Source organism: Methanosarcina siciliae T4/M (genome assembly GCF_000970085.1).
GTDB lineage: Archaea > Halobacteriota > Methanosarcinia > Methanosarcinales > Methanosarcinaceae > Methanosarcina > Methanosarcina siciliae.
Genome location: NZ_CP009506.1, coordinates 796,436 through 818,017 on the forward strand (window position 1 = coordinate 796,436; position 21,582 = coordinate 818,017).

Annotated in this window: 23 protein-coding genes; 12 read left to right on the plus strand and 11 right to left on the minus strand. The window is 40.9% G+C overall.

The window, feature by feature from the left end:
- Positions 1-9: 9 nt before the first annotated feature.
- On the minus strand, positions 10-915 hold the full coding sequence (locus MSSIT_RS03590; RefSeq protein ID WP_048170076.1) for a hypothetical protein: 906 nt from the start codon (positions 913-915) through the stop codon (positions 10-12).
- Between the two features lie 380 nt (positions 916-1,295).
- Here MSSIT_RS03590 and MSSIT_RS03595 point away from each other — a divergent pair, with 380 nt between their 5' ends.
- From MSSIT_RS03595 to MSSIT_RS03610, 6 genes are all read left to right on the plus strand, one after another.
- Positions 1,296-1,688, plus strand: coding sequence for a hypothetical protein (locus MSSIT_RS03595; RefSeq protein ID WP_156158781.1), 393 nt, complete (start codon positions 1,296-1,298; stop codon positions 1,686-1,688).
- Positions 1,660-1,959: a DUF2283 domain-containing protein gene (locus MSSIT_RS03600; protein ID WP_148704861.1), complete on the plus strand. Its 300-nt coding sequence runs from the start codon at positions 1,660-1,662 to the stop codon at positions 1,957-1,959. Before MSSIT_RS03595 ends, MSSIT_RS03600 begins: the two co-directional genes overlap by 29 nt.
- Before the next feature lie 119 nt (positions 1,960-2,078).
- Positions 2,079-2,255, plus strand: coding sequence for a type II toxin-antitoxin system HicB family antitoxin (locus tag MSSIT_RS21630; protein WP_082088868.1), 177 nt, complete (start codon positions 2,079-2,081; stop codon positions 2,253-2,255).
- A gap of 111 nt (positions 2,256-2,366) precedes the next feature.
- Entirely contained in the window at positions 2,367-2,663 is a 297-nt protein-coding gene (locus tag MSSIT_RS03605) for a nucleotidyltransferase family protein (protein ID WP_048170080.1), read from the plus strand.
- 6 nt (positions 2,664-2,669) lie between these two features.
- Positions 2,670-2,840, plus strand: coding sequence for a HepT-like ribonuclease domain-containing protein (locus MSSIT_RS25605; RefSeq protein ID WP_082088869.1), 171 nt, complete (start codon positions 2,670-2,672; stop codon positions 2,838-2,840).
- A gap of 287 nt (positions 2,841-3,127) precedes the next feature.
- Complete coding sequence (locus MSSIT_RS03610) at positions 3,128-3,634, plus strand: hypothetical protein (RefSeq protein WP_048170082.1); 507 nt, start codon at positions 3,128-3,130, stop codon at positions 3,632-3,634.
- Between the two features lie 52 nt (positions 3,635-3,686).
- Here the strand turns inward: MSSIT_RS03610 and MSSIT_RS03615 are convergent, their stop codons facing one another.
- The 5 genes from MSSIT_RS03615 to MSSIT_RS03635 form a co-directional block, all read right to left on the minus strand.
- Positions 3,687-4,451 (minus strand): class I SAM-dependent methyltransferase, encoded by a 765-nt coding sequence (locus MSSIT_RS03615; protein ID WP_048170084.1) that lies wholly within the window; start codon positions 4,449-4,451, stop codon positions 3,687-3,689.
- 985 nt (positions 4,452-5,436) lie between these two features.
- On the minus strand, positions 5,437-5,835 hold the full coding sequence (locus tag MSSIT_RS03620) for a YkvA family protein (protein WP_048170087.1): 399 nt from the start codon (positions 5,833-5,835) through the stop codon (positions 5,437-5,439).
- Positions 5,836-6,354: 519 nt separating this feature from the next.
- Positions 6,355-7,284: an NADP-dependent oxidoreductase gene (locus tag MSSIT_RS03625; protein WP_048170093.1), complete on the minus strand. Its 930-nt coding sequence runs from the start codon at positions 7,282-7,284 to the stop codon at positions 6,355-6,357.
- Between the two features lie 89 nt (positions 7,285-7,373).
- Complete coding sequence (locus MSSIT_RS03630) at positions 7,374-7,634, minus strand: hypothetical protein (protein WP_148704867.1); 261 nt, start codon at positions 7,632-7,634, stop codon at positions 7,374-7,376.
- Positions 7,635-7,876: 242 nt separating this feature from the next.
- Positions 7,877-8,422: a GNAT family N-acetyltransferase gene (locus tag MSSIT_RS03635; protein WP_048170097.1), complete on the minus strand. Its 546-nt coding sequence runs from the start codon at positions 8,420-8,422 to the stop codon at positions 7,877-7,879.
- 651 nt (positions 8,423-9,073) lie between these two features.
- On the opposite strand from MSSIT_RS03635, the gene MSSIT_RS03640 reads away from it, so the two are divergent.
- The 3 genes from MSSIT_RS03640 to MSSIT_RS03650 all read left to right on the plus strand — a co-directional run bounded on the left by MSSIT_RS03640 (position 9,074) and on the right by MSSIT_RS03650 (position 14,187).
- Positions 9,074-10,129, plus strand: a complete 1,056-nt coding sequence (locus MSSIT_RS03640; protein ID WP_048170099.1) for a hypothetical protein — start codon at positions 9,074-9,076, stop codon at positions 10,127-10,129.
- Positions 10,130-10,776: 647 nt separating this feature from the next.
- On the plus strand, positions 10,777-11,877 hold the full coding sequence (locus MSSIT_RS03645; protein WP_048170102.1) for a hypothetical protein: 1,101 nt from the start codon (positions 10,777-10,779) through the stop codon (positions 11,875-11,877).
- A gap of 606 nt (positions 11,878-12,483) precedes the next feature.
- Positions 12,484-14,187, plus strand: coding sequence for a histidine kinase N-terminal 7TM domain-containing protein (locus MSSIT_RS03650; protein ID WP_048170104.1), 1,704 nt, complete (start codon positions 12,484-12,486; stop codon positions 14,185-14,187).
- Here the strand turns inward: MSSIT_RS03650 and MSSIT_RS03655 are convergent.
- Positions 14,184-14,405, minus strand: coding sequence for a hypothetical protein (locus MSSIT_RS03655; RefSeq protein ID WP_048170106.1), 222 nt, complete (start codon positions 14,403-14,405; stop codon positions 14,184-14,186). The two genes, MSSIT_RS03650 and MSSIT_RS03655, sit on opposite strands and share 4 nt — an antisense overlap.
- A 167-nt stretch (positions 14,406-14,572) precedes the next feature.
- Here MSSIT_RS03655 and mtaA point away from each other — a divergent pair, with 167 nt between their 5' ends.
- On the plus strand, positions 14,573-15,598 hold the full coding sequence (gene mtaA / locus MSSIT_RS03660; protein WP_048170108.1) for a methylcobamide:CoM methyltransferase MtaA: 1,026 nt from the start codon (positions 14,573-14,575) through the stop codon (positions 15,596-15,598).
- On the opposite strand, the gene MSSIT_RS03665 is transcribed toward mtaA, so the two are convergent.
- Positions 15,590-16,564 carry a DMT family transporter gene (locus MSSIT_RS03665; RefSeq protein ID WP_048170110.1) on the minus strand — a complete coding sequence of 325 codons (975 nt, stop codon included), beginning with the start codon at positions 16,562-16,564 and terminating at the stop codon, positions 15,590-15,592. The genes mtaA and MSSIT_RS03665 overlap by 9 nt on opposite strands.
- 107 nt (positions 16,565-16,671) lie before the next feature.
- On the opposite strand from MSSIT_RS03665, the gene MSSIT_RS03670 reads away from it, so the two are divergent.
- Positions 16,672-17,403: a cupin domain-containing protein gene (locus MSSIT_RS03670; protein WP_048170113.1), complete on the plus strand. Its 732-nt coding sequence runs from the start codon at positions 16,672-16,674 to the stop codon at positions 17,401-17,403.
- A gap of 155 nt (positions 17,404-17,558) precedes the next feature.
- Here the strand turns inward: MSSIT_RS03670 and MSSIT_RS03675 are convergent, their stop codons facing one another.
- From MSSIT_RS03675 to MSSIT_RS03685, 3 genes are all read right to left on the minus strand, one after another.
- Complete coding sequence (locus MSSIT_RS03675) at positions 17,559-18,419, minus strand: GNAT family N-acetyltransferase (protein WP_048170115.1); 861 nt, start codon at positions 18,417-18,419, stop codon at positions 17,559-17,561.
- 81 nt (positions 18,420-18,500) lie between these two features.
- Positions 18,501-19,628 (minus strand): DUF5050 domain-containing protein, encoded by a 1,128-nt coding sequence (locus MSSIT_RS03680; RefSeq protein WP_048170117.1) that lies wholly within the window; start codon positions 19,626-19,628, stop codon positions 18,501-18,503.
- Positions 19,629-19,894: 266 nt separating this feature from the next.
- Complete coding sequence (locus MSSIT_RS03685; protein WP_048170119.1) at positions 19,895-20,497, minus strand: IMPACT family protein; 603 nt, start codon at positions 20,495-20,497, stop codon at positions 19,895-19,897.
- A gap of 404 nt (positions 20,498-20,901) precedes the next feature.
- On the opposite strand from MSSIT_RS03685, the gene MSSIT_RS24510 reads away from it, so the two are divergent.
- The gene (locus MSSIT_RS24510) at positions 20,902-21,252 is read left to right on the plus strand and encodes a hypothetical protein (protein ID WP_048170121.1); all 351 of its coding nucleotides are present in this window, start codon (positions 20,902-20,904) and stop codon (positions 21,250-21,252) included.
- The last annotated feature ends 330 nt before the right edge of the window (positions 21,253-21,582 follow it).

Genomic DNA, 21,582 nt, shown 5'->3' on the forward strand with positions numbered 1-21,582 from the left:
TATATCAATTTATTTATCTCTCTTGAGTTGCCTATTGTTGATTAGCGATATCAATCGCTTTTCAAGTGCTTTTTGAAGGTTATCCCTTCCTTCATTGTTGTTTAAATATGTTAAAGCACGATGATGTTGTAAATCAAATGGAATATCATTAAAATTTTGAACAATCGGAATCACTGTCTTTCCGAGTGTATGTGCTATTCCAATTTCATAAAATACATTCGGATTCTTTCCTGATAGATCAGCAATGACAATTGAAGATGTATATATCAATTCAAAAATATCTTGAATTATTGTACTATTTTTCCAGATATCATCGACCCTTTGACAATTTACTCCAACATTCCTACATGATTCCTTTATTGCATCATATACTCCGTTGAAGTCACTTGAAAACGGCATCATTACTGCCACTAAATTTAAGTCTACAGTTTCCTCGGGTAGTTTAAAAACATCAGGACAAAAAATAATAGTTCTTTGAGTTTTTCTTTCATCTATCGCTGTCGATATAAAGTCTCCTTGTTTTCCTGTTAACTTTGGTATTTCCGTTGACGTATCAATTTTCACTAAGAGACTCTCACCTTTTAATAATTCATTCATCATTTCAACAGCTTTCTCTCGGTCTACAGATGGATTGTTAGTAATGAAAATCGATGGGTACAGAAGTTGTTCTATAACTTTTATTATTTCTGGAGACGGGAGACATTCTTCGTTTTTGTTCTCTTTACTATTAAGTTCGTCCAATACATTTTGTACCCAAAGTCTTCTAGTAGATCCATCGTGGATATAGTCTAGATCAATATTTCTAAAGAATTCTGTTAAATAGGACGAACTACGGTAGGGAAAAATATCTTTATATTTTCCACCACCGCAAACCATCAAAGCAAGTTGCGAAACTACGCTTGGATTCAGCTTCATATATTTTACAATTGTTAAATACACATAAAACTTATTCTTTTTGTCAAATTCTTTCTATAATCAAAATCCATGCCATGTCGAACTATACAATATTAGCTAAAATTCCCAACTCTTTGTTTAGAAGAATCCTTAAATCTTCACAATATCTTTTAAAAACCACTAAACTAAAAACAGCGGCGCAATCGAAGAATTTCCAATCGAAGGATTTGAGGGGGGCTGGGGCGGAAATATAATAAAAAAATTATTTTTTCCGGATTCAAATCTCCCATACATATTCCTCAACTAAACAAAAATTTATATTCTGTTTCTGCATAATTCTATTAGATTAAAAGGGAGTGTCTCACACTTTTAACCTCTTTCCTTTATGCGTATCATGGGTGTTGAGAATGGTTGACGGTGATAGGAAAAATGACCTCGGGTACATTTTCACTTCAATTGACTGCACGGGCAGGCATGTCGCACTTAAAAGAGGTACATTTGCTGAAAAAATTCTCAAAAAATATAGGGAATTAACGGCTGAACTTATAAAAGAAGGCATAGAATTTGCACATATTGTTGCAAGGGACCCTGAGGATTCCCGCAGGCGCAGTTATTATAGAATTATCATTAATCCTGTTGAGGGCAGAACTGATTTCACAAACATTAAAGTAGTCGTAGAGGAAACTAAGGATGAGTATGATGAAATCGTAACTGCTCATCTGGTCCGGCATCTTAAAACTGAAAAAAGTGAAGGGGGAATACTATATGACGCGGGATTTGCAGGTAAAAGTTGAATATGACGAAGAATATGACGTCCTGTATATTCTGGTAGGTGACCCTGCTGCGGCTGAAGCCGAAGCTCTTGCAGAGGGGGTTTATGTCAGGCGGGATATGTTTTCCGATCGGATTGCCGGAGCCGTAATTGAACAATATTCAAAAAAGGACATAAAATGCCTATCGGAAATTCTTCCATCGGGTCTTGGCGATTACCTTCCTTCGATAAAACTGCATATGTCGGTTGACCAGCCGAATAAAAAGAGTTTTAATGGCTTTCCGGTACACTGATTTTTTATCTGACAATTTTTTCTGTCTTTCAAGCACTTATTTACTTGATTGTTAGCATTCTCTGGCTTTTAACATATTCCTTCCCTTCAATTCTCATATCTATTTCAGGCGGATTCAAAATGGAATTCCAAAACTCCGGTTTTACCGTATTGATCGAACAAGACGAAGATGGTGTATACGTTGCCAAGGTTCCTGACATACCGGGTTGCTATACACAGGGAAAAACAGTTGAGCAGGCTATGGAGCGTATAAGGGAAGCGGTCCAGGTCTGCCTTGAAATCGGAGAAAAAATATAATAAAAAAGTCATATATCTCCAAAAGCCCTCTTTACCAAATCTATTTTCTCTTTTTTGCCGTCATTTCACTCCCAGCATATCTTTAAATGATCACAAACAAAACATACTTACATGGAAAATGCTGACCGGCACAAAGAGTTGTTCGAAAAAATCTCTTTGTTCCTCCAGAAGGAAGGAGCAACAAAGGTAGCTGTTTTTGGCTCTTATGCAAGAGGAGAGGAAAAGCCGGAAAGCGATATTGACATTCTTGTAGAGTTTTCCGAAACAAAAGGTCTGTTAACTCTTGTACGGATTGAGAGGGAACTCTCAGAGTTGCTCGGGTTAAAGGTCGATTTGCTTACTGAAGCTTCAATAAGTCCGTATCTTATTGATGGAATTAAAAAGGAAGCAAAAGTGATCTCAATATGAATAAGAATGATATGGTTTACCTTCGCCATATATTTATCAAGAGATTTTCGGGAGAAGAATCCTCAGGTTTTCTGGAAGGACATTGAGGGTATGAAGGATCGGTTGATCCACCATTGTTTCGGGGTTAATCTGAAAGATGTTTGGTATACTGTGAAAAAGTCGATATCCCGGCTTTGAAAAATGAGATTCTGGTTATATTCGATGCACTTAAGACTGAAAAATAACCACGGATTCAGTGTCGCAATAGCAGAATTTCCAATCGGAGGATTTAGGGAGCTGAGCTGGAAATCTAATAAAAAAGTGGTTTAAAATAGGGTGACTTTAGGTTTAAATATCTCTATATACAAGTTTTTTCAAAATGATTTTTTTCATACATTATTTAAAATAAAAAGTATATGAGTAATACTTATAATACATCTGTTCTTAATTTCTATAGTCATAAGTGAGCTTTTAGGGGAGTGTATATGAAAAAATACATCTACTTCGTCCTGTTTATCTTGATATTTGCGCTTATTGGTTGGGTTTTTGGCGGAGCACAAAACGATGAAAATGCATCTCAACCGGATTCACCGCTAAATACTCTCCAGTCAGCCCACCAGGATATTGCATGGGGAATTAATGTCCAGAATAATTTGAAGATACTTAAAGCAGATCTGGACGGTATATCCAACGCTACAAACAATTCTGATTATGTCGCTCTTGCGGTGTATGCACAGCAAACAGTAAATGATACTCAGAACGCTATTCAGGAAAATGATCAATATACCGTATCTCCCAAGCTTCAGGATGCACAGAATGAATGGAGGATGGCTCTTCAGGACTATAACGCTGCAGGTCAGTTTTTGTTGCAGGGCGCGAATGATGCGAAAAACGGTACTATGGGGACTGAATATTTTCTAAATGCCAGCATATCTCGCAATTCCGGTACGGAGCATCTCAAGAACGCGTCTGAGTTGGCAGGAATAACATGAAATGTGTTTTTTAATTATCAAATCCCCAGCAACCTGTTTCAGGACGGAATGATTAGACTTTTTCCCCATAAATTAAATAGGATTGAGGTTTGAAGACTATTCTTTTTCGGAAAGACATTTTTTCCTTTTGAATTTTGGAGATTTCTTTCAGGTCCAGATCTTTAATGTTTTTAAACTCTGTCTTCCTGAAGTATTCAATTATTTTTTTCGGCGGAACTCCATAGGGGTTTGGGAGTTCGGTTTTGATTTCGTCAGGATACTGCCTTCTTTTGGGATATCTTCTCTCGACAAGCAAAGTTAAGAAATCACTGATAAATTGCCTTGTCTTTCTTTCAATCAAACCTCCATTATAGAGCCCATCTATAACGATAAGCACTCCTCCTTTCCTGAGTACTTTCTTCCAGTTCCTGACTGCAGTATCAGGGTGCGGAAGAGTCCACAGTAAGTGGCGGGTTACAACAACATCAAAAGTTTCTGCTTCAAAAGGAGGGTTTTCGGCATCTCCTGCTCTGAAATTAATTTCATACTTTTTCCGGGATGTTTTTTCTCTTGCTTTTGCAAGCATTTTCTCCGAGAAATCAAGCCCGGTAACACGATGACCCATTTCTGCAAATAAGAGTCCTATTTCCCCTGTCCCGCAACCTGCATCGAGTACTTCCAGCCTGCCTGAGGGGAGCAGACTTTGAAACAGGGTTTTCCATGCTTCCCTTTCGATTTCACTCTGGATTCCGTGTCCTTCTTTGTCGTCGTAGGTCGCAGATGAGATATCCCATACATGGGCAATATTCAGTTTCATCTGTTTATCCTGAATAGCCATATCTTGATTCCTCTTTTTGTGTTTTCAATTGATGTCTTTCAATTGATGTAATAGTCCATTTTTCTATAGATTAATTATTTGAAAGCTTTTGGTAAACTATATGACTACCAAAAACCGCTATGCTCATAAAAATTCTCTACTTTTAGGGATGTTTTGACTGGTTCAGGCTGCTAAACCTCTTTTTTATATATCCTGAAAAAGCCGCACCTAACGTGGAAAATTACATCGGAAAAGAGGCAAAAGTGAGGTCCATATGAAAAATAATCTGTTTTCCGGCTAATCCTTACCAACCGAGTTTTAAAAACGTAAAAAGGAAAAGATAAAGTGTAAAGTTAAGAATGGGGTTCAGACCACTATGACATTCAGTGTGAAGGTCGGCTCGTCACCTGTTACCGACTCCCAGGACTTTTGTATACTGCGTTTACATGCTGATCGCCTTCAGCTACAGATTCAATCCTCCATAAACGGAACCCTCCGGTACCGATAAAAAGTATTCGTGGAAGATTCAAATGGGTGATATTTGTCCGAGAGCTGGTTAAGTCCATTACTCAGGCCGATTTCCCAGGAATGTTTGACACTTACAGCTGTCGGAAGCGTTGCCAGAATTAAACATATCATCAAAGCTGTTATTCTATAAACGAATTTTGACGTAATATCATCCCCCATTCACAGTAATTTATTTACTGAAGTATCCTTTACACATCTCTTTTTTATCCCTTCACATCCAATAGGATTTTCAAAACTCAGATTTGTTCCACTGGATTTTTCAATATCCATAAGCTATAATCAATCAAAAGCATGGAAATTTAATGCTGATACTACTGGTGGATAGATAAAGCAAACAGAATAAAAATTCTCTATGATAAATAAGTATTAAAAAGGTAGTTGATACAGGTCTCAAATCAATTTATTTACAGGGCTCTTTCCAACGACCCTTAAATAATAAAGCGGATTAAAAATTCAGTTTCTTTTTGTTTAATTAAAATCAATATTCATAACTCATTTTCCAGGCTCTGTATTTTTCCAGGTCCTCTTTAATAAGGCTAAATGCAAAAGCAAGCACAGCCACATCGTCCACAAGTCCGATTACAGGAAAGATATCCGGAGAGAAGTCAACCGGACTTATGAGATATAGAAGAGCGAATGTGATCACCAATACCGTTTTCTTTGGAAGAGGGTATTTCCCGTTGAAGGAATCTATTAGCATTGAAAACAATAATTCCAGATAATACCAGATTTTCCTGGGATCTGCTCGGCGGTGACGAGTGCTTCTCAGTTCTTCAGGAAAAGCCGTGCTGTTATCGGAAGTTTGATCCGGATTTTCATCGAATTGGTCGAGATTTGATCCAATTTTCTTCCTTCTGATATTATAGATTTTAGCCATGATAATCCTCCAATTTACGCTGGATTGCATATCGGGTTTCTTAAACTAATTCTCAAATTGGACGCATCTTTTTTCATTGGATGAGGCAATTAATAGGCTTGCCAGAAAAATAAATCAAATCTTGGTTCTTAAAAATCTTGATTTGTTAATCTTTGCAAAACCAATTTTAAATTAAATTTCCCCTCCCGGTTTCTGTCAAAGACAAATGTGCACTAAAATTAACGTATACTAAAATAATGGTGCATCTATAAAAATAGTGATAATGGGATATTAAGTTTGTCTCAAAAATTCCTCCTCAATCTTCAACTTCATATAATCTCAAATCCAAGTTAGCCGTGTGTAACAGATAAGTTTCACTGAAATGTTCTTTACATGATGTCACTATGTAGAAGATCCTGTTTCTGAACCTGTTTCTTCAATACCTTTTCCTTTAACAGATGAGTTTTTAACAGAGAACAAATTGAAAAATTTTAAAAATCCTTGAAAAAGGATTTCTAATTTTTTATCTTAATCCAGTTTTCACTGCGGGTCTTCCGCTACCCTCAACACGATCTTGCCGCGCGTATGGTGGGTTTCACTCATCTCATGTGCCTTTTGGGCTTCGGAAAGAGGAAGTACTGTTGTTACCACTGGTTTGACCGGCTGTTCGTCTATTATGGCTGCGATTTGAGCAAGTTCTTCTCCGTCTGTCCGGGTCATGAGGGTTTGTGCACGCACTCCGTATTTTTCGGGAACTCCTTCCGGAATTCTCGCCACGGTACTTATCAGGAACCCACCGGGCTTCAATACTCCCCAGGACCTCTCGAAGGTGTCTCCCCCAATAGTATCCAGTACCACGTCCACCTTGCCAGCCACATTCTCAAACCGCTGTTTTTTATAATCGATAAATTTATCCGCGCCTATGCTCTTCAAAAACTGTTCATTCTTTTCGGAAGCCGTACCGATGACGTAAGCTCCTTTCCATCTGGCAAACTGGACTGCAAAACTTCCAACCCCGCCTGCTGCGCCGTGGATGAGGATTGACTGTCCTTTCTCGAGCCCTGCAATATCAAAAATGGACTGCCAGGCAGCAAGTCCTGCGGTTGGAATTGCTGCACTTTCAACGAACCCGATACTTTTGGGTTTTCTTGCCACCTGTGCAGAATTGACAACCGTGTATTCGGCATAGCCGCCCTGTCCTATCGAGACTTTGGCAAAGACCTCTTCTCCGGGCCGGAAGGAGACTTCTCCGGGTCCCTGATCGTCTACAATACCTGCAACATCGAGTCCCATAATCATTGGCAAAGGCATTTCCCCCACCATGCCGCTCCGGATCTTCCAGTCCATGGGGTTGATCCCGGCTGCAATGATCCTGATTCTAATCTCTCCCGGACCAGGTTGAGGCTGCGGAATATCCTCGTATTTCATAACTTCCGTTCCGCCAAACTCATGAATCCTTATTGCTTTCATATTTCCACCTTCAAAAAGATCTCTTTAACCGCCACCTGTTCCCTTCTCCTGTTACGGGAACTTGAACGCGGATTCCTCAAATAATGAACTTATGTACTTCCGTTGTTTTCAGCATCATGCGTGGATCCTATCGGGTATCCCGGATTTCTGAAATAATCAAAAGTATCGACCAGGCCATCCCTGTACTTCCCACCGTTATTGAGGTTTATCTCCCTTTCTGTCAGTTCATCTGGCAAATCTCCTGCTGCAGGATCGGAACTTCCTGCATACTTTATCCAGGCTGTGTTTGCAGCTGGAAGCACAAAAAATAAAATGAATACGAATAACAGCAAAGCTCTCTTCCCCTTCAAATTAACTCCCCACCATCTATTTATATTCTGATTATTCTATTTTAACTTTCCCTGTTTTTCCAAAAGAATGTTAAATAATTTTGTACTTCTTTAAATTATTAGTGAAATTTAAATCATTGTCCGGATTTAATACATGTCTCTTATACAAATAAGTATAGGGAGGCAAACTTTTTTTTACCTGGTATGAAAGTGCTTGATTTGAAAAGTACTTTCATCACTTTTTGCCTGCTATTTGAAGAATTTCATGTTTGTTTTTGGTCTGTCTCAAGGAACTTCTGCAGCCACAAAATGTCAAAATAGTACCCAAACTTGGTCCCGACTTCCCGGAACTTCCCGCATTCAATAAAACCGTGTTTCAGATGAAAGTTCAGGCTGGCTTCATTCTTTGAGGATACGTTTGCAAGAAGGCTTCTCATCTTTTTCTTGCGGGCTTCGGTACATAGTTTCTCCATCATCCTTGACCCGATCCCTTTTCTTGTGTGGTCGGGCAGGATGAAATAAGAAACCACACCTGTGTGCCGGAAATTCGGGAACGGAAAATATGGTCTGAGGGTTCCCATTCCTATTATTTTGCCTTTTTCTTCAATAACGTAAAAAGGAAAATACTCATTTTCATCCTGTTCTTTTTCACTCTGAACAGCTTGAAAAAAATCAGGCCCGACAGAAGTTTCGAGATAGGCTGCAAAACTATTTTCCACATAATAGTTAAAGACCTCAAGCATTCCGGAGGTGTCTTCGGCTATGGCTTCTCTTATTAAATACTTCTCGGAATTTTTGCTTCCTTGCATATATAAGTAGTCTGGAAATTTGTATTTAAATTTTTTTGGTCAGTTCTAACTGAGTTCTGATCACATACTTGAAATATGGGTATAGTAGCCAACCTTTGAATATAGAATCAAGGTTTGAGAAATGGGTTATTCAGCAAGAAAGGAATACTGAACCAGTGAAAAAGGAATACTGAACCAGTGAAAAAGGAATACTGAACCAGTGAAAAAGAAGTGTCATACTTCTAAGACGGGGCCCGGGATTTTTCAGAATCTGTGCCTTAAACTTTGCGGTATCAGGGATTTATTTCTTCACCTCCTTATATTTTATTATACCCGGAGCTATGTCTGAGAATTTTCCTCTGAACTACAAAGGTTGCAGCATCTTGTTTTTTAGCGCCGGTCCGTATTTGTTCCCGGCATTTGTCACGATTTATATTTATAATTATTTTTCAGTGCAAATATATTTATATACTCATGTTATTCTACTATCCCCTGTAGGTAATTCCCAGACCAGGACCTGCATTCCAGCCGGATTTTGATGATGTTAACGGGGCATCAGAGTCCATAGGGCTGAAAAATTATTTTTCAACGACTCAGGGAAGATCCAGCTCTGAGAGTAAAAACAGGAGAAAAGAAATTTTCTCAATATACTTCTACAGAAGTGAAAAATAGATGTTCTTGAACGAAAACAGAATTGTAGAAAAAATTTGTGAACTTCCGACCACCCTTGGAGACATCTCTGAAAGCATCTTCGGAGGTACCAGCACCAGAAATAGTTTGCTGCACAGGCTTGCTGTTCCCGAAGGAAGTGATTCTGACTCGCTTTATCTCTGTGAGGGTCTCTGTAAACCAGTATTTTTAGAACCTGAACTTATTTATCCCTATGTCACAGGAATATTTCCAGAGAAATTTGCGTTTAACTCTTCACCTTACCGCTTTATGCTTCCTTATGAGTTTTCGGACAAAGGTAGCAGGAAAGAGTATAGAGTAATCCCTCCGGAAGAGCTGAAAATCAGGTTCCCTATGGCATACGGAAGAATCCTAGAATTCAAAAACCAGTTCGACCACGATAACTCTCTACTTGACTCTGCAGACTACTATAGTGTAAGAGGCAGGAAACTTCTGGAGCGCCTCGGCACTCCGAAGATTATTGCTACCGAAGGCTACCGCGTGCAGGCAGCCTATGACGCATCCGGAAACTATGTATTTGAGCAAGGCTGTGGGATTGTCCTTAAAGAACCGGAAAAATACCCTTATGTAACTGCAGTCCTTAACAGCCAGATTGCCAGACTTTTCCCTTCGGTCTGTGAGTCTGAAATGCTGTACTCAGGTTCTGCAACCCCTGCAGCAATGAAACGCTTTCCCATCGTATTCCCGGAAGACAGGCTGACTGAGGACCTGATTACCAGTATCTCCGGTTATCTCATGTTCCTTAACCGGCAGAAGAACGCGAACTATGCTGTGGGCTGGCTTGATGAGCTTACGGGCTTTTATGAGCAGATTTCAAACCTTCTGGTTCTGGATGTCTACTTTGGAGACGGCATTGACCAGAAACTTCTGAATGCTCTTGAAGATAATATCCACCCGTATGCAGGAGATATGGAATCTGAAAACAGTGGCAGCCTTTTGAGTGTACTTTATTACATAAAGCAGAGGATCTCCGATACCTCAAACTTCAAAAAGTATGTCTTTGATACTGAATTCCCCGGAATTCTCAGCTTCCTTTAAGCAGGAAAGGCTCTGAATTACCTCTTATTTGAGGTTTTATTCAGAGACCTTTGTTTTTTCCGTTTTTTTAATTTGGCTTTTTCTTCTCACAATAATTTTTCGGATACTCTATCCTTCATTATTTTACATTTAATTTTTTATGGAAAATTTTATATATATCCACCTTTTTTACACCATGGGGTAAAAGTGCTCTCAGGGCTTAATGGCAGTTTTTCCAGTTGGAATCACCGATCCCGTAAAAGGTTCAGGTCTTTGCTGTGTAGAAGGATTAATTTTCTCTGGCTCCGGATGCTGCGGGAGCACGGAGATCAATCCTGGAAGGTTATTCCACCTCCTTAATGCTCTAAATTTTTTACGAAAAAATAGCCCTGGGAGAATTTTTAACCTTTGCAGGGCCGGATTAAAGGGGTTGCTTATTAGAAGCTTATTAGAAGCTGATACGTGATGTCCAGATCCTTCCGGATTTTTTTTCTCTACGGGAATCGTATCCGTTTCCTTTTTATTTCCTGGACGGGTTCTGAATAATTTGGATTAAAATGATTTAATTCGACTCTGAATGATTAAACTGGTGAAATAAACCAGTTTCTAAAGTAAGGATAAGTCTACTCATAGATAAATTCCAAGCTTATAAAGAAGTGAAACCGATCATGTTCTGGAGTAAAAACAGTATTATAAAAAAAGTAAGTTCGATTTCGAACACCCTGGATGATATCTCAGCAGATATTTTTTATGGGATCAGTACTGACAGCGAATATCTGCACAAGTTGAACCTTTCAGAAGAAGATTCTCCTGAAACTCCATACAAATGCCTGGGCCTGAACAGGGGGATAAACCTCGAACGAGAGATGGTACACCCTTTTATAGACAGTGCCATGTCTAATGAATATGCCGTCCATCCTTCCTCTTTTTGTTTTATGCTGCCTTATGAACTTAAAGCCGAAGGGCTTAAGAAAGAGTTCAGACTCCTTGAACCCGAGGAATTGAAGGAGAGATACCCTCTTACATATGCCAGGATTACTAAGTTTAAAAACAATTTTAAGCATGACTTCACAGCTCTTTCTCCTGAAGATTACAGTGTAGGAGGATGTAAACTGCTGCAGTACCTCAATACCCCGAAAATTATCGTTTCGGATCATTACAGCTTTCAGGCTTCTTTTGATCCCTCAGGTAATTATCTCTTCGAAAATGGTTGTGGTATCGTGCTTCAGGACTCTTCCAGATATTTTTACGTTCTCGCTGCCCTTAACAGCTCAATTTCAAGGGTCTTTTCCGAGATATGTCAGAATAACAGGCTTTACAACGGGAGCCTGACACCGACAATTCTGAAGCGTTTTCCCCTTGTTTTTCCTGACGAAAAAAACCTTGAATCGCTTATAAGTATCCTTTCCAGTTATCTTACCTATATTCACGGACAGATTTATCGGAATGCTTCTCCTGACATTTCCGAAAGTGAATATTACGAACTTCTAAAATTCTATGAAAGAATCGTAAATCTCCTTGTGCTTGACACTTATTTTACAAAAGATCTTGACCCCCGTTTCTTGGAAATCCTTGAGGTAAATATCATGCCTTCAGGAGGGTATCCCGAAAGATCCGGATTTTCAGGTTCTGAAGATCCCAGGTCTTTTATGGATAAGTTACAGGTTATAAAGCAGAATATTCTGGACACGCCGGATTTCGGAAAGTGCAGGTTTAACAGCGAATTTACCAATATCCTTGCAACTCTTAAAAACAATGGGGTCTGGTAAGTAAATAATTAACAATTTTTCCTGGAGTTTTCCTTATGGATTTATTTTCCATTTTTCTTCTTTTTTCGAATTTGTATTTGGAACCAAACTTATGCAGAGTATATTCTAAATAGCACATAATATAATACAAAGAAAAGTTGTAATGTATACTTAATAAGAAGAAAAGTTATAATGTATACTTAATAAGAAGAAAAGTTATAATGTATAGTACAGTATACTTAATAAGAAGAAAGATTATAATGTGTAAGGGCTATCTCTCACAAAATTTAAAGATGTGATCCCCAGTTAAAAGGAATATTCACAGGTAATAAAAGTAAGAGAACTCTGGAAAACTTAGGGATTTTCAATGCTGGTTAACCTGGCAATAATAAAGGGCCTGCATATATCTCTAAATATTCCGGATAAATATATATCACGGGAGGTATCCGGTAACTTTTCCTCCTCATATTTGATCCATAAATTTATATAGATAGTCTTTGTGTACTATTAAGACGTCTGAGGTTTTTTTTATTTTTATTTCCTGGCTCTCTCGATTATCTATCAATAATTGAAAAAAAGGAAGGTAGTCTTATCAGCCTACAAATCCATATCACTGCGTTGCCCTATATGGGGGTATTAATCTTTTCAGGGCTCATATCTACCTCACTTGCAGTCAGGGCATATAAAGCCTTTAATTCCCGCAGTTTGCCTTTTTCAAAATATTTTGTATTGACTATGCTCTGTATGGCTCTCTGGTCAGTGAATTATGCCTTTGAAATCGGATTCATTGATATTGAGTATAAGTATTTATTTGCCCGTCTTCAGTACCTCGGAATCGCCTTTGTTCCCGTAACCTGGTTTTTATTTGCAGCTGAATACTCTGGAGTATGCAGACCATTTGCACGAAAGTATGAAAAACCGCTTTTTATTTTTCCCGTAATTGCAGTTCTATTGATGCTTACAAACAGCCTCCATGGGCTGTACTTCGAGGGTTACTATCTTGACTTCTCAGGAGGCTTTCCTCTCCTTGTATTCAAGCATGGGGCTTTTTTCTGGATCTTTTATGTCTACTCCTTCGTTCTGATCCTTGCAGGAGTTTTTTTCTTTTTCCGGCAGTTTGTCCGCCTTACCACCCCTTACGGGACCCAGGCAGCCATTGCCCTTTCGGCAGCCTGTATCCCTGTGATTGGAAACATACTGCACGTAGGAGATGTAGGGGTCTTTGAATTTTTTGATCCGACTCCCTTTTCCTTTGCAATAACCGGCTTGATTCTCTTCTGGGGAACAATGGAGCACGAGTTCCTTAACATTATCCCGGTTGCCAGACAGAGTGTGATAGAATCCATGAATGACGGATATATTGTTGTGGATCTTTCAAACTCTATTATGGATATCAATAAAGCAGCCCTTGAACTTGCCGGTAAAGAAAGAAAAGAGGTTCTGGGAACAAACATAAATGAGCTTTTCGGAAAAGGAGTGGAGGTTTTAGGTAATTCCTCCGAGGGAAGTTTAGGCAGGGAAATTTCCCTCCAGATAGGTCTGGAAGCTAAGTTCTTCACTGTCAGTGTCAGTCCCCTTCAGACAAGGGATGATGAAGACGGTAAGCTGGTAATGATCCACGATATCACGGAGATCTACCGCTACCAGGAAGCTTTGAAACAGGCAAACAAGAAGATAAACCTAATGAGCAATATTACCAGACACGATATTCTTAATCAGGTGAATGTACTTTCAGGATATACCGAGCTAATTTCGGAAACGCTTCCTTCCGAAGTAAAAGGAGACCCCAGGATCTCAAAATACCTCCGAAATCTTAATAAAGGCATCGAAACAGTCCACAGCCAGATCATTTTCACAAAGGACTATCAGGAACTTGGAGTTGTTTCTCCCACCTGGCAGTCTATAAGTAGTCTTGCAAAAGAAGCTGCTTTTGACTTTTCCGGGCAGGGGCTGAAGTTTTCCATAGAGGATAACGGGCTTGAAGTATACGCCGACCCTCTGCTCAAAAAAGCTTTTTACAACCTGTTTGACAATGCAAGAACCCATGGAGATCACGTCAGCGAGATTGATGTAAGCTCTCATATATTAAAGGAGAGTGTTGTGATCGAAGTAGAGGATAACGGTATAGGGGTTTCTCCTGTCATGAAAGAACTTATTTTTGAGAAATCCGTGGGTAGAAATACAGGACTTGGGCTTTTCCTTGTCCGAGGCATTCTTTCCATTACAGGCATGGAAATTACTGAGACAGGAATAGAAGGGGAAGGTGCAAGATTTGAAATCAAAGTCCCGCCCGGGAACTGGCGCAGAGCCCCGCCCAAGCAACTTGTCTAAAATGAGAATTTTTCGGGGCTTTCCCTGCTGTTGAAGAATGTTCCCAGACTTACCCCGGTCCCAATTCCTATTGCAATGCCTATAGCTGTTCCTTCCGTAGTACTGTCCAGAGCAGGCCCAAGAACAAAAGCTCCATAGAGGCTCTCAACGGCGGCACCTATGGAAAAGGCAATTACTATCCACCTTCTTTCCCTTTTAAGCTCATCCTGTTTCCCCATTTTTTCTCCTCACCCGCAGTTTCTACACACTTGTGTGAAGTTTCTTAATTTATATTTTTTATATTTGTTTTTATTATATTCTAATAACAGGTTTTTCAATAATACTTCTTTGAGTTGACAGCTGACTCTCAACATTCGTATACCTCTTCATTATATCTGGTGAAACTATGAGTGAATTTACCCTGAATAAAAGATTTGAAACGGCGCTGAAAGGCAGACCCACGGATCTGATCCCTGTCTGTTCCGTAACCCAAACAGGCACTGTGGAACTCATGGAAATGACAGGAGCTTACTGGCCTCAGGCTAACTACGATGCTTTCAAAATGGCGGACCTTGCCCTGGCAGGGTACGAACTTGCAGGTTTTGAAAACGTGCGCTGTCCTTTCTGCACCACAGTGCTTGCCGAAACCCTGGGCTGTACGGTAGCTGAGGGCAGTATTGATATACAGCCTTATGTGACGGATTTTCCCTGTAAGAAAAAGAAAGATGTAAAGGACATATCGGTTCCTGATTCTCTCCTTGAAAGCAGGAGGACCTCGGTAGTCCTTGGCGCTGTCGGGATCCTGAATGAACGTGTAGGAGAAGATGTGCCTGTTGTCGCAGGACTTGTGGGGCCTGCCGGACTTGCTTCCATGCTAGCGGGCATGAAAAATTACCTTATGTGGTTCGTGACAAATCCCGAGCTTGTTGAGGAACTGATGGGAGTTCTTACCGAAGCCTGTATCGAATATGCAAAAGGCTTGCTGGAACAGGGGGCAGATGCCGTAACCCTTATAGACTCCGAAGCGGGTCCTGATATTATTTCCCCTCAGATGTTTGAGACCTCGGTTTTACCCCTTTACAGGAAGTTCTGCCGAGAGGTCCCGGGTTTGAAAATCCTCCATATGTGCGGGGATGCAACATCCGTCCTTGACCCTCTGGCAGATGCCGGGTTTGAGGGTATCAGCATTGAAGAGAAAGTAGGGGTCAGTTTTGCAAAAGGGATTGTGGGCAGCCGGGTACGCCTGATTGGCAACGTCTCTCCCTCCGATACCCTGCTGGCAAAAGGACCCGAAGAGGTTATAATCGAAGCTAGGGCATGTCTTGAAGACGGGATCGATATCCTTTCCCCGGGTTGCGGGCTTGCTCCCCATACGCCTCTTGAAAACATAAAAGCGCTTTTCAGGGCAAGGGATGAGTTTTATTCATTGTGAGTCTTTAGGAGGAATCCCGGAATGAACCTGCGGGGAGAGCTCTTTCCTAAAGCCTGGGGTCATTCCTTCGCTTCTTTTTTCCGGAAGTTTTTCCGCATCTTTAAGACTTATTATCAGCGCCGAACCAATAATTAAGGCGCAGCCTGCAAGCGTTTCTGAAGACAGTGCGATTCCAAGCACTGTTATGTCAAAAAAGACTCCGCTTACAGGTTCGATAAGAGAAAGGACGCTTCCTGTCTGGGCTTTGATGTTGGCAAGCCCGAGAACTGTAAAGATTTCTCCGAAACCTATGGAGATTATCCCGAAAGCAGCAAGCACTTTCAGGTTGCTGTAAAGGACTGCGGGGGGGACCTCAAATGCAAAGGGGCTTAGCAACAAAAGGGCTATTCCCATTGGCCAGAAGACAATTGAAAGTTCAGGGTATTCTGTTTTCAAAACTCTTACGTTCAGGATCAGAGCCGCAAAGACTACTCCCGAAAGCAGTCCCGATAACATGCCAAGCATATAGGTGCCGGTAAGTTCAATGCCGGAAAGCCCTCCTTCGGGCCTGACTATCAGGAAGACCCCCATGATCGCTATAAAAAGGGCAGCTACACTTTCCTTCCCGATTTTTTCCTTCAGGAGAAAAGGGGATGCCAGCATTACGTATATAGGGGCAGTATACTGGAGTAAAAGTGCAATGGAGACACAGGTAATCTTCAGGCAGGTAAAATAGAGGAGCATACAGGCAACCACGAGTGTTCCCTGCAGGAGCAGGCTTTTTTTCTTTTTCTTTAACCTGAGATCCGAAATTTTCCCTCTTGCAGCAATATATATAAAAAGAAACAGAAGTCCGAAGAATAACCTGTAAAAGATTACTGGAGAAATAGCCATATCATGGATATTGGAAATAAAAATTCCGTTCATGCTGTAGAAGACGCAGCCTGTAATTACTGCCAGATGCGCCTTTTTGCTCTCCAGAAACATTCTGCATCATATACGTATAGAATTTATATATTTGTTGGGTCTGCATCGTTGAGATAAATTAACAAAAGATTAACTTCTGGTAAATCGAGTAAGGATGGTGAATTCAAATGAAATCTTTCTCAGGAAACGGGCCAAAAGCGGTCAGGGACGGAATCCCGGAAATTATCCGGAACTCAGGCAGGGAATGTGCCGTAAAAGAACTTTCAGACTCTGAATTTCTTCCTGAGCTTGAAAGAAAGCTTGAAGAAGAACTGGCCGAGTATCTTGAGAGTAAAGAGCTTGAGGAGCTTGCCGACCTGCTTGAACTTATCCTTCGAATTGCCGAACTCCGGGGCTCTTCAAAAGAGGACCTTGAAGCTCTAAGGCTTCAGAAAAAACTGGAAAAGGGTGGGTTTGAAAAGAACATGTTCATGCTTAACCCGCCAGAAGAAAAATGTTTTCTTCCGGAGTCCTCTGCTGACCCGGCAGAAATCCCGCAGGTAACCCGACAGATAGTTTTCAGACCTGAAAATACGGCAGTAATCGAAAAACACGGCGTTAGGATGAGAATTTATACAACCGGAGAAAACAGCCGGAATGCAGCTGTCCTGTACCAGGAAACTGAAACCGGGCATGCAGAAGAGTTTGTTCACGAAAAAAGTGATTTCCTGTATTATATCCTTGAAGGGTCAGGGACCTGGGTAGTTGAAGACAGGGAGTTTAAAGTTGGGGCAGGGGACGTGGTCGTGGTACCTGTCGGGAATAGGTTCTGGTTCCGGGGTAGCTTGAAGCAGGTCTGTATAACGGCCCCGGCCTGGGAAGAAAAGTATGAACACCATATCAGGGATATTGAGCTCTAACCGATATCATGAACTATAGTCCTTGCTCTACGATAGTCCTTGCTCTACACTGTTTTTCATCCAGGCCTTTTTCATTCTTTGTTTACCAAATTCGAAGCTTATCAGATTCGAAACTTTATTCTTTGTTTATCCCGGTCCGAAACTTTATTTTTTGTTTATCCGAGTTCGAAACTCGTAACCCCATAAACCTTATCCAGCTCCATATCGGGTTCTTTTTGGCTATACATGCGGATAGTTTTGAACATCACATTCATGTGATATTTTTTTGCTATTTCTACTGCTTTTTCGTTGGGTTCGGGGACGTCAAGATAAACAATTTCCTCAGGAACCGAAGCTCTGAGAGCGCTGAAGATTTTCTCGGCGGTGTCCCGGTCATCCGCAAAAAGAGGACCTACCTTATAACCTACCCGACATTTCCTTATCACCCCGTACCCTTTCACAGCTCCTTTTTCAAAAGATGCAAAGGCGTAAGAATCGGGTTGATTTACCCATTTTTTCAGAAAGCCGGGCCTTGGGGCTGGAAACATCCTACCGTCATAGGCAAGCAGTTTTTCGAAGGGAACTTCAGAGATTTTCACAAGCCCGTCCGGAATTTCTCCTCCGCTTTTCCCTTCAAAGCGCAGGTTGCTGTAAGAGGAGCTGAATTTCATTACTTTCCGGTACTTCTTTTCGTTTTCCACAACACCGTCAAGTCCGATGTTTCTGTCTCCCAGGTGTTCCATACATTTTTCGGTCAGTTTCCTTCCGATCTCTTTTTTCCGGAATTCGGGTTTGACAACATAGAGCCCTAAAAACCCAAAAGAATCGCCATAAGCAACAGCAGAGGCACAGCCCGCGGGCTTGCCTTCAAGTTCTGCAATAAAAAAGCCGTCATTATCCGCTTCGTAAAAAAGTTCTCCGTCATGGATGCCGGGGTTCCAGCCTTCTGCAGCAGCCATCTCAACTGCAAATTCGACGTCTCCCCGGTTCATTTTTCGGATTATAAGCCCTTTTATCTGTTCCGAATTTTTTTCCATGACAGTTTATACTCTTATTTCCTATTTATTTTTTAAGTGTCTTGTCGGTCTCTTTTTCCTGATATCGTAGCTTGCAGGGAGTTAAAGTTTTCTTCTTCTGTTCTTCCCTGAGCTTACTATAAAGTAAGCAGCTATAACCGCAGCTGACACTGGAAAGATCCCGAGGGGCGATTCTTTTGCTCCGGCATCGTCTCCCATTTCTCCTCCGGCAGTTGCATCCGTTTCATAACCTTCTTCTGTGAACATGTAGATGTCCATGGTACCTTTACGCTTGTCCTGCCAGACTATCCGGTTGCCGTCGATTGCAGGGTTACTTTCATATTCCGAGGAAGTGGAAACGATTTTTTCCTGTCCAGTGGCTATATCATATATGAAGATGGTTGTTCCCTTAATCCGTCCGTCAGCCCAGACTATTCTCCCGTCCGAGATCGCAGGGGTTTTCTGGGGAGCCGGATCAACGCAAATGGGGGTTGTTTTTCCGCTTGAAATGTCGTACATGTAGATATCAAGGTTTCCGGCACGCCTGTCCTCCCAGACAATATAGTTTCCTTCGATTACGGGATTTGTCTGGCTCGCAGGGTCCGTAACCACCGGGCTTTCTTTGCCTGTGCTGATATCATACATGTAAATATCGTCATTCCCGTTGCGTGTGTCTTTCCAGACGATGATATTACCGGAGATTGCAGGCTGGATCTGGTCTGCCTTATCTGTTGTTATCTGCGTTTCCTTTTCGGAGCTGATGTCGTACATGTAAATGTCGGTATTCTGGTTCCTGCGGTCCGTCCAGACAATATAGTTCCCTGAAATTGCCGGCTCTTCCTGGTCTGTCCTGTCCTCGGTAACCTGGGTTTTGACCTCGGAGTCGAGATCATACAGATAAATGTCATAGTTGCCTCTATTGTCATCAGAAAACACAATGCGATTGCCTGAGATTGCCGGTTCGATTTCGTCTTTCGAACCCGTGAACAGGGCAGTTTCTGTCATTCCTACGGACATATCGTATAAGTAAATGTCCCAGTTTCCATTCCTCTCGTCCTGCCAGACAATGTAGTCCCCTGAGATCACAGGGCTTGTCTGGTGACTAATAGCCGAGTTAATCTCCTGCTCAGTCCCTTTCAAAGCTTCGCTGGCAGCTGAACCTGCACCTGCGCTCAGTACAATGAATAAAACAACTGAAATAACTATAATCGAAAATCTGCTGTGCCTCAATCTTACACTTCCTATATTCCCTCTGGGGTTTCAGTGAGGGTTTTTTTGAGTACAAATACTTTCAACTTCGGATTGAATTTCGGTACAATCTTCCGATTTTATTTTAAACTAAAGTATTCCCAGCATAGAATATTTCCAATACTGGTTGATCTCTAAAAGATGTATATCTCCCATACTTTTTAGCGATTTCTTGCATTTAGTGTTTTCTTTATTTGATGGGATACTTCCTTGAAGTTCAATGCAAGCCCTGGCCCCACTTCCTGAAGTTAAAGCTTCTCCAATTCAACTTCATTTCTTGTCAGTTTTGCCAGTTTTTCAAGAAATTGCTCTTCAAAACTCTTTTTTACAAGGAAAATAAATTCAACCGCATCAGAATATTTTTCTTCCTCTACTCTTCCGTATTTTTCTATGAGGTTTTTGAGCTTCTGAATCTCCGGATATCCGAATCTTATCCTGAACCTTACTTCTTCAAAGACCTCGACAGTTCCTGCTTCTTCAATGGCTGAAATTGCGGTTTCCCTGTACGCTCTGGAAAGCCCCCCAAAGCCTAGCTTTATTCCCCCAAAGTACCGGGTTACAACCACAGCTGCATTATAGAGCCCCTTAGCTTCGAGGACCTTAAATACGGGTTTTCCGGAGCTACCTGCAGGTTCTCCGTCGTCATCATATCTGAGGGTAAAGGACCTCTCTTCTTGTACAAGATAAGCTGAAACATTATGGTTTGCATCTCCATGCAGCTCTTTTATCTCTTTTATGAAAGCCTTTGCTTCGCTTTCGTCTTTTACGTGTCTGGCATATCCGATAAATATGGAGTTTTTGAATTCTTTCCGGGATCTGCCAGAGCTTTTCAGGGTTTTATAGTTATTCAGGGTCTTATCCTCAGGACTTCTTTTTCAATTAGTTCTACACTTGAGGCTTTTAAGTTTTATAGCTGCGCGCCGGAAGAACACTATGATATCTTTAATTAATTTTCTGCCACCCTATAGCTTGCGGCTTTCCGATCCCTACATATATTTACTCATATCTGGTTATTAATTGTCCAACACCTATTTATTTTTATATGACACCTGTGCATAATCATGTCAATCATTTAAAAAAGCCTGTCTGGATTATTTATCGGATGGTCCTCGGGCACTTCGTCCTCTTATTTTTTTGTCAAATCGAAAACTTTTAATCTAATTGGCGGTTCATGCATAAATATCTCATATAAAGGTTTCATGAATTTGTATGAGATGGGTGTAAAAAAGGAAGAGAACTTTTAGAGGTAAAATTAATGAAAAAAATGTTAAAGATCATAGCAATGCTCCTCGTTATTGCTACTGTTGTCTTTGCAGCTGGTTGTTCCGACAAGACAGCTGAATCAACAGAAGAAGGAGCAGAAGAAGCGGTAGACGAAGAAACAGCCCCTGTAGCTGAAGATGGTGAACACGCAGTTGAAGAAGGAGCTGATGTTCCTCCCGAACTCGGTCCTGACGACAACGTAACCGTTGCTAAAGACAACGAAACCGATCTTGGTGACAACGTAACCGTTGCTGAAGACAACGAAACCGATCTTGGTGACAACGTAACCGTTGCTGAAGACAACGAAACCGTTGAAGACAATGAAACTGATGATACTGCGTAAGCAGTGTGGTTTCTAAATCTGCGTAGTCTTTTAAGGCTACACATTTCTATTTTTTAAATCCCGGGTACAACCAATTTGTAGCCATGTGAAACCTGCATAAGGTCTTTTTATAGAATTCCTACGCCAGAGCGTCCCTCTTGCTTTTTTGTCACAAATCCGAAAAGTATTAACAAAAAGTACTGAACATAATCTGGCAAAAACTGGAACTACATGGTAAGTATTGAGTTCACTGAAATCTTCTGGAGATATCAGGCTTCCTGATAAAATTTTTACTAATAGGGTTCCGGGCAAAGTTAGATTAACATCAGCATCTTTTCTTATTCGAGCTCT